Source organism: Nonomuraea composti, from assembly GCF_012034275.1.
Classification (GTDB): Bacteria; Actinomycetota; Actinomycetes; order Streptosporangiales; family Streptosporangiaceae; genus Nonomuraea; species Nonomuraea composti.
Genome location: NZ_JAATEP010000058.1, coordinates 61,627 through 68,535, shown reverse-complemented (window position 1 = coordinate 68,535; position 6,909 = coordinate 61,627). Strand labels below are relative to the sequence as shown.

At 73.8% G+C, this 6,909-nt stretch carries 8 protein-coding genes; all 8 read right to left on the bottom strand.

The annotated features are described in order from the left end of the window. Window positions 1–658, bottom strand: a 658-nt coding sequence (locus tag HCN51_RS47845) for a TetR/AcrR family transcriptional regulator (protein ID WP_168018641.1), incomplete at its 3' end; no start/stop codon positions are given. A gap of 53 nt (window positions 659–711) precedes the next feature. Then, window positions 712–1,815, bottom strand: a complete 1,104-nt coding sequence (pcaDC, locus tag HCN51_RS47840) for a bifunctional 3-oxoadipate enol-lactonase/4-carboxymuconolactone decarboxylase PcaDC (RefSeq protein ID WP_168018639.1) — start codon at window positions 1,813–1,815, stop codon at window positions 712–714. An 11-nt stretch (window positions 1,816–1,826) separates the two neighbouring features. Continuing rightward, window positions 1,827–3,083: a 3-carboxy-cis,cis-muconate cycloisomerase gene (gene pcaB, locus HCN51_RS47835; protein WP_240974005.1), complete on the bottom strand. Its 1,257-nt coding sequence runs from the start codon at window positions 3,081–3,083 to the stop codon at window positions 1,827–1,829. Further along, window positions 3,070–3,594, bottom strand: a complete 525-nt coding sequence (pcaG, locus tag HCN51_RS47830; RefSeq protein ID WP_168018637.1) for a protocatechuate 3,4-dioxygenase subunit alpha — start codon at window positions 3,592–3,594, stop codon at window positions 3,070–3,072. Before pcaG ends, pcaB begins: the two co-directional genes overlap by 14 nt. Further along, window positions 3,591–4,331 (bottom strand): protocatechuate 3,4-dioxygenase subunit beta, encoded by a 741-nt coding sequence (gene pcaH / locus HCN51_RS47825; RefSeq protein WP_168018635.1) that lies wholly within the window; start codon window positions 4,329–4,331, stop codon window positions 3,591–3,593. The genes pcaG and pcaH overlap by 4 nt, the downstream gene beginning before the upstream one ends. Window positions 4,332–4,335: 4 nt before the next feature. Beyond that, a complete protein-coding gene (locus tag HCN51_RS47820; RefSeq protein ID WP_346434056.1) occupies window positions 4,336–5,484 on the bottom strand; it encodes a thiolase family protein in 1,149 nt (382 codons plus the stop codon). Beyond that, complete coding sequence (locus tag HCN51_RS47815; protein ID WP_168018632.1) at window positions 5,481–6,113, bottom strand: CoA transferase subunit B; 633 nt, start codon at window positions 6,111–6,113, stop codon at window positions 5,481–5,483. Before HCN51_RS47815 ends, HCN51_RS47820 begins: the two co-directional genes overlap by 4 nt. Beyond that, the gene (locus HCN51_RS47810) at window positions 6,110–6,889 is read right to left on the bottom strand and encodes a 3-oxoacid CoA-transferase subunit A (RefSeq protein WP_168018630.1); all 780 of its coding nucleotides are present in this window, start codon (window positions 6,887–6,889) and stop codon (window positions 6,110–6,112) included. Before HCN51_RS47810 ends, HCN51_RS47815 begins: the two co-directional genes overlap by 4 nt. Window positions 6,890–6,909: the final 20 nt, after the last annotated feature.

Below are 6,909 nucleotides of genomic sequence, written 5' to 3'. Positions count from 1 at the left end.
AGCGGGGGGCGGCGCCGTCGCCGCACAGGTAGGCGACGATCATCTCGCCGACCATGCGCCGCTGCCTGGCCCGGTGCTCGGCGGCGGTCATGTCGCGGCCGAACAGCGCGCCGAACGTGTGCTGGTTCGCCACCCGGAAGAAGCAGAACGCGCTGATCATCATGTGCACGTCGATGGCGTCGGCCTCGGTGACGAAGTCGCCCGACTCCTGGCCGGCGTCGAGGATGCGGGAGATCAGGTCGAGCACCGGCGTGCCGAGGTTGGCCAGGACCTCGGACTTGCGGATGTGCTCGGCCCGGTGGATGTTCTCGATCGCGACGAGCTGGATGAACTCGCGGTGCGCGTCGTGGTGGTCGAAGGTCAGCTCCGCCAGCGTGCGGATGGCCTCGACGGGCGCCAGGTGCTCGACGTCGACGGTGCGCTCGACCTCGCGCACCTCGGCGTACGCCTTCTCCAGGACGGCGATGTAGAGCCGCTCCTTGCTGCCGAAGTAGTAGTAGATCATGCGCTTGGTCGTGCGCATGCGGGCCGCGATCTCGTCCACGCGCGCCCCCGCGTAGCCGTAGCGGGCGAACTCGCGCTGCGCGACCTCCAGGATCTCCGCCTTGGTGCGGTCGGCGTCCCGCTGGCGTTCGGTGGTGGCGGGGGGCGAGGTCATTCGCTCATCATAGGCGGGCCCGCGGGGTGGCGGTCATGACGGGCTCTCCTCGTTCAGGACGCGCCGCGCCCCTCCTCCTCCAGGACGCGCTGCGCGACGGCGAACGCGGCGTTGGCCGCCGGGACCCCGCAGTAGATGGCGCTCTGCAGCAGGACCTCGCCGATCTCGTCGGGGGTGAGGCCGTTGCGCAGCGCGGCGCGTACGTGCATGGCCAGCTCGTCGAGGTGGCCGCGGGCGACGAGCGCGGTGAGCGTGACGCAGCTACGGGTGCGGCGGTCGAGACCGGGGCGGGTCCAGATCTCGCCCCAGGCGTAGCGGGTGATGAGGTCCTGGAAGTCCCTGGTGAAGGGCGTCGTCCGGGCGACGGCGCGGTCCACGTGCGCGTCGCCGAGCACCTCGCGCCGCACCCGCATGCCGGGCACGGCCGGCAGGTGGGCGAGCAGCGCCTCGGTGACGCGTTCGGGCTGGTCGGCGGGGGCCAGGTGGGCGGCGCCGGGCAGCTCGACGAGCGTGGCGCCGGGGATGCCGTCGGCCAGCTCCCGGGCGTGGGCCGGGGGCGTCGCCGGGTCGTCGCGGCCGGCCACCACGAGGGTCGGGACGGTGATCGCGGCGAGGTCCGCGCGCAGGTCGTAGGCCGCCAGGGCGTCGCAGCAGGCGGCGTACCCGGCGGGGTCGGCGGCGGCCAGGTCGTCCAGCAGAGCCTGGACGGGGGTCTGCGCGAACCAGCGGCGGGCCGTGGCCTCCAGCAGCGGCGCGGTGCCCTCCGCGCGGACCAGCTTCGCCCGCTCGTGCCAGGACGCCGGGTCGCCGAACCGGGCGCTGGAGCAGATCATGGCCAGCGAACGCAGCCGCCCGGGGTGGCGGGCCGCCAGCGTGGCGCCGATCGCCCCGCCGATGGAGACGCCCGCGTAGTGGAAGGTGTCCATGCCCTCGGCGCTCGCCACGTCCAGGACCAGGGCGGTCAGGTCGTCCATGGTGCTCGCCGGAAGCGTCGGCGAGTCGCCGTGGCCGGGCAGGTCGAACCTGAGCACCCTGAACGTGCGGGCCAGCGCCGTGATCTGCGGGTTCCACAGGCGGGTGGAGGTGCCGAGGGATGGGGCGAGGATGAGCGGCTCGCCGTGCTCGGGGCCGTCCAGGCGGTAGTGCAGCAGCTGCATCGGTGCGGTGCCTATTCGTGTTCGTGTCGATCGGAGTGTCCGGCACTGGCCGTGCGGTCGCGGTCCACGCGGGCGGGCGCCGTGCGGTCGAGGTCCGTACGGCCTCGGTCCGTGAGGGCGTGGTCCACGAGGGCCGGGGCCGGGCCCGGGGTGCCGGGGACGGTCACGTTGGCGGCCATGCGGTCCGGGTGGACGCGCAGGTCCGCGGTCAGCTCGGCGGCGTCGCGGGCGGCGCCGGCCACCAGGCGCAGGGACTCGCGCAGCGGCTGCCACTCGGCGTGCCACGCGCCGGACGGGCGTTCGTCCTCGGCGGCGAGCGAGCCGTACAGGATGGCGGCGAGCGGCGGGACCTGGCGGGCGGCGGCGGCGATCATCGTGGCGCGGACCGGGTTGTGCTTGTGCGGCATCGAGGACGACCCGCCGCCGACGCCCTCGGACAGCTCGCCGATCTCGGTGCGCGAGAGGACGAGCACGTCGGCCGCCAGCTTGCCCAGCGCCCCCGCCGTGAACGCGAGCGCCCCGGCCAGGTCGGCGACGGGGGTGCGCAGGACGTGCCACGGCAGCACCGGCTCGGCCAGCCCCAGCTCGGCGGCGAACCGCCCGGGCAGCCGCAGCACCACGTCGGCGTCCGTGCCCTCGGGCCGGAAGGCGGCCAGGGTGCCGGCCGCGCCGCCGAGCTGGGCGGGCAGGGCGTCGGTGGCGGCGGACAGGCGGGTGCGGGCGTCGGCGGCCAGCTTGCGCCAGCCCGCCGCCTTCAGCCCGAACGTCGTCGGGACGGCCTGCTGGGTGAGCGTCCTGGCGGCCATCGGCGTGTCGCGGTGCGCGGCGGCCAGGGCGGTGAGCCGCTCGACGACCCGGCCGAGGTCGGCCAGGACCGGGCCGAGCGTGCGGCGGGAGACGAGCATGAGGGCGGTGTCGACGATGTCCTGGCTGGTCGCGCCCCGATGCACGTACTCGCCGTAGGGGCCGGCGGCCTCGCGCAGGTCCTGGACGAGCGGGATGACCGGGTTCCCGCCGGAGCGGGATCGCGTCACGAGGCCGGGGAGGCTGACCGCGTCGGGGCGGCAGGCGGCCGACACCGCAGCCGCCGCCTCGGCGGGGACCAGGCCGAGGGCCGCCTGGGCGCGGGCCAGCGCGGCCTCGGCGTCCAGCATCGCCTGGAGCACGGCGGCGTCGCCGGTGGCCTCGGCCGCGCCCCGCATGGGGGCCAGCAGCCCGAGATCCGCTCCGGAACCTCCTGGATGCGGCTCGGGGTCACCCGAAGTCAAGGAAGACCGTCTCCTTCTCGCCCTGCAGATGGATGTCGAACCGGTACACCCCTTCGCGCTCCTCCACCGCCACGAGCGTCTGCCGCCGCTCCGGCGGGAGCGAGTCGAGGAAGGCGTCCTGCCCGAGGTAGATGCGGGTGAACAGGTGGTGCAGCAGCCCGCGGGCGAAGACGCACACGCTGATGTACCCGTTCGGCGGCACGACCGTGCGCAGCGTCCAGTGCCCGTCGAGGTCGGTGGCCACGCGGCCGAAGCCGGTGAAGCGCACGCCGTCGCGCCCGAGGACGGCCCCGTTGGTGGGGTCGCGGCGCAGGGTGCCGGGCGCGCCGGCCAGGGAGCCGTGCTCGTCGGCCTGCCAGAACTCCAGCAGCGCGTCGGGGACGGGATCGCCGGCGCCGTCGTAGACGTACCCGTGCACGGCGATCCCGCCGGTCGCGATGTCGCCGCCGCCGGGGAACGGCAGCGCGTACCCGTAGAACGGGCCGACGGTCTGCGAGGGGGTGGGGTTCAACGGCCTTCCTCCATCCAGGTCGCGGTGGGCCCGTCGAGCACGATGTCCCACCGGTAGCCGAGCGAGAACTCGGGCTCGGACAGGTCGTGCACGTAGTCGGCGACGAGCCGCTGCCGGGCGCGCTCGTCCGTGACCGACTGCATGATCGGGTCGTACGGGAACAGCGGGTCGCCGGGGAAGTACATCTGGGTCACCAGCCGCTGCGTGAAGGCCGTGCCGAACAGCGAGAAGTGGATGTGCGCCGGGCGCCAGGCGTTGAGGTGGTTGCGCCACGGGTACGGGCCGGGCTTGATCGTGGTGAACAGGTAGTTGCCGTCGTCGTCGGTCAGGCAGCGGCCGACGCCGGTGAAGTTGGGGTCGAGCGGCGCCGGGTGGTCGTCGCGCTGGTGCAGGTAGCGGCCGGCGGAGTTGGCCTGCCAGATCTCGACGAGCTGCCCGCGCACGGGGCGGCCCTGCCGGTCGAGGACGCGCCCGCGCACGGTGATGCGCTCGCCCAGCGGCTCGCCCAGGTGCTGCTTCGTCAGGTCGTTGTCGAACGGGGTCACGTCGCTGACGCCGAACACCGGCCCCGACAGCTCGGCCGCCTCCGGATCCTTGATCGCGACGAGCGGCTGCTTGGGGTGGCGGAGCAGGGTGCTGCGGTAGGGGGCGTAGTCGCGGGCCGGGTGGTCGCCCGGCTCGCCGGCGCGGGCCGCGATCTCCTGATCGATGTCGGCCTGCTTGAGGGGTTCGGACATCACGCTACCTTTCGAGTACGACGGCCAGCCCTTGGCCGACGCCGATACAGAGACAGGCGAGACCGAGGCCGGAGCCGGCGGCGGCCAGCCGGTGGGCGACCGCGCCGGTGACGCGGGCGCCGGAGGCTCCGAGCGGGTGGCCGATCGCGATGGCGCCGCCGTCGGGGTTGACGATCGCGGGGTCGAGGTCGGGCAGCTCGGCCAGGCAGCCCAGCACCTGGGCGGCGAACGCCTCGTTCAGCTCGGCCGTGTCGAGGTCGCCGAGCCGCTTGCCCGCCTTGGCCAGCGCCTTGCCGGCCGCTTCGACGGGGCCGAGCCCGAAGTAGCGGGGCTCCAGCGCGCTGACCCCGGTGGCGACGATCCTGGCCAGGGGCTCGCGCCCGCGCAGGCCGGCCTCGTCGGTCAGCAGCAGGGCGGCGGCACCGTCGTTGAGCGGGGAGGAGTTGCCGGCGGTGACGGTGCCGCCGTCCTTGCGGAAGGCGGGCTTGAGCTTGGCCAGCGCCTCCAGCGAGGTGTCGTGGCGGATGCCCTCGTCGCGGGTCACGCCGGCGATGGGGACGATCTCCCGCTCGAACGACGCCTTGGCCGCCTTCTGGTGGCTGGCCAGCGCGAACGCGTCCTGCTCGGCCCGGCCGATGCGGTGCTTGTCGGCGATCAGCTCGGCGCCCTCGCCGAGGGCGACCGTGTGCTCGGCGGGCATGGCGGGGTTGACCAGCCGCCAGCCGAGCGTGGTGGAGACCAGCTCCTGGCCGCCCGCCGGGAAGGCCTTGTCGGGCTTCGGCAGCACCCACGGGGCGCGGGTCATCGACTCGACGCCGCCGGCGATCACGGTGGAGGCGTCGCCGAGCGCGATCGCGCGGTACGCCTGGATGACGGCCTCCATGCCGGAGCCGCACAGGCGGTTGACCGTGACGCCGGGCGTGGTGACGGGCAGGCCGGCCAGGATGGCGGCCATGCGGGCGACGTTGCGGTTCTCCTCGCCGGCGCCGTTGGCGTTGCCGAGGACGACCTCGTCGGCGGCCTCCAGGCCGTTGCGTTCGGCCAGCGCGGCGATGACGTGGGCGGCCAGGTCGTCGGGGCGGATCTTCGACAGGGCGCCGCCGTAGCGGCCGAAGGGGGTGCGTACGGCATCGACGATATAGACGTTCTTCACGCTACGGTCACCTCCGCGCCGGTGCGCTCGCGCACCTCGTCCACGCTCACTCCGGGCGCGCACTCCACCAGCGCGAGCCCCCGCTCGGTCACGTCGAGCACGCCGAGGTCGGTGATGATCCGGTGCACGCACTCCTTGCCCGTCAGCGGCAGCGAGCACTCCTCGACGATCTTCGGGGAGCCGTCCTTGGCGTTGTGGTCGGTGATCACGATGACCTTGCGGGCGCCGTGCACCAGGTCCATGGCGCCGCCCATGCCCTTGACCAGCTTGCCGGGCACCATCCAGTTGGCCAGGTCGCCGCGCGCCGACACCTGCATGGCGCCGAGCACGGCCACGTCGATGTGGCCGCCGCGGATCATGCCGAACGACAGCGAGGAGTCGAAGAACGACGCGCCGGGGAGCACGGTGACCGTCTCCTTGCCGGCGTTGATCAGGTCGGGGTCGAGGTTGTCCGGCGTCGGGTACGGGCCGACGCCGAGGATGCCGTTCTCCGAGTGCAGCACCACGTCCACGCCCGGCGGCAGGAAGGAGGGGATGCGGGTGGGCAGGCCGATGCCGAGGTTGACGTAGTCGCCGTCACGCAGCTCGGCCGCCGCGCGGGCGACCATCTCGTCGCGGGTCCAGCTCATGCGGTGATCGTCCCTTGTGCCTGGGGGTCGGAGACCGTGCGCCGTTCGATGCCCTTGTCGGCGGCCTGCTCGGGGGTCAGGACGAGCACCCGCTGCACGAAGACGCCCGGCAGGTGCACCTCGTCGGGGTCGAGTTCGGTCAGCTCCTCGACCTCCGCGACCGTGACGCGGCCCGCCATGGCGGCCAGCGGGTTGAAGTTCCTCGACGCCTTGTTGAAGACCAGGTTGCCGTACCGGTCGCCCTTGGCCGCGCGGACCAGCGCGAAGTCCGTACGGATGCCGTGCTCCAGCACGTACGGGCGGCCGTCGAACTCCCGCACCTCCTTCGGCGGCGAGGCGAGCGCGATCGAGCCGTCGGGGTGGTGGCGCAGCGGCAGGCCGCCGTCGGCGATCGGCGTGCCGACGCCGGCGGGCGTGTAGAACGCGGGGATGCCGCTGCCGCCGGCGCGCAGCCGCTCGGCCAGGCTGCCCTGCGGTGTCAGCTCGACCTCCAGCTCGCCGGACAGGTACTGCCGGGCGAACTCCTTGTTGTCGCCGATGTAGGACGCGGTGACGTGGGCGATGCGGCCGGCCGCCAGCAGGATGCCGAGGCCGCCGCCGTCGACGCCGCAGTTGTTGGAGACGACGGCGAGGCCGGTCACGCCGGTGTCGTACAGGGCCTTGATCAGCACGTTGGGGATGCCGCTGAGGCCGAAACCGCCGACGGCGAACGACGCGCCATCGTGCACGCCGGCCAGCGCCTCCGCGGCCGTGGCGACCACCTTGTCTCTGGGCACGACGCTCCGTTCGTGACGTG

Excerpts from the sequence above, each read along its gene's own strand:
- pcaDC (WP_168018639.1), bottom strand. The coding sequence starts at position 1,815 with ATGCAGCTGCTGCACTACCGCCTGGACGGCCCCGAGCACGGCGAGCCG.
- pcaH (WP_168018635.1), bottom strand. The coding sequence starts at position 4,331 with ATGTCCGAACCCCTCAAGCAGGCCGACATCGATCAGGAGATCGCGGCC.
- HCN51_RS47815 (WP_168018632.1), bottom strand. The coding sequence starts at position 6,113 with ATGAGCTGGACCCGCGACGAGATGGTCGCCCGCGCGGCGGCCGAGCTG.